The following is a 461-nucleotide window of genomic DNA, read 5'->3' as shown; positions in this document are numbered from 1 at the left end:
TGATTTGCCTGGGCGTGTTTTGTCGCAGCGTGAATAGGTGAGAATTTATTTCATCCGTCACGGTCACGAGGATACACGACGATGGCCGCTGCAATCGGTAGCAAAGGGCATTGCGCCCAGTGCGACATGACGTTTGAACTCAAGCCTTGGCAACTGAATGCCATTGCCATTGATGTGCCTTTTGACTGTACGTATTGCCACTCGGGGTTGCAGTTTGGGTGCGCCAAGCAGTTGCGGCAGTTCAGGGCCCTGGACCAATGGGCGCTGGTGCGGCCGAGCATGATCATGCTGACATGCGCGACCTTGCTGGTGGCCTTGTTCGCTGAAGGGTTGGGGCTGCTCAGTGTGATCGGGCAACTGAATGTTTCGCTGGTCGCCGTGCTGATCCATTTGCTGGTGGTGCGCCATGCCCGGCATCGACAGACAATGATCTTGAAGTTGCCGGTGATACGTCACATACA

1 protein-coding gene is annotated in these 461 nt (G+C 55.5%); it reads left to right on the top strand.

From position 1 onward, the window contains the following. Positions 1-81: 81 nt before the first annotated feature. A partial coding sequence (locus JMV15_RS27955) for a hypothetical protein (protein WP_201491996.1) occupies positions 82-461 on the top strand: 380 nt, incomplete at its 3' end.

Origin of the sequence: Pseudomonas paracarnis (assembly GCF_904063055.1) — a bacterium.
GTDB lineage: Bacteria > Pseudomonadota > Gammaproteobacteria > Pseudomonadales > Pseudomonadaceae > Aquipseudomonas > Aquipseudomonas paracarnis.
This window is presented reverse-complemented; position numbering and strand designations above follow the sequence as displayed.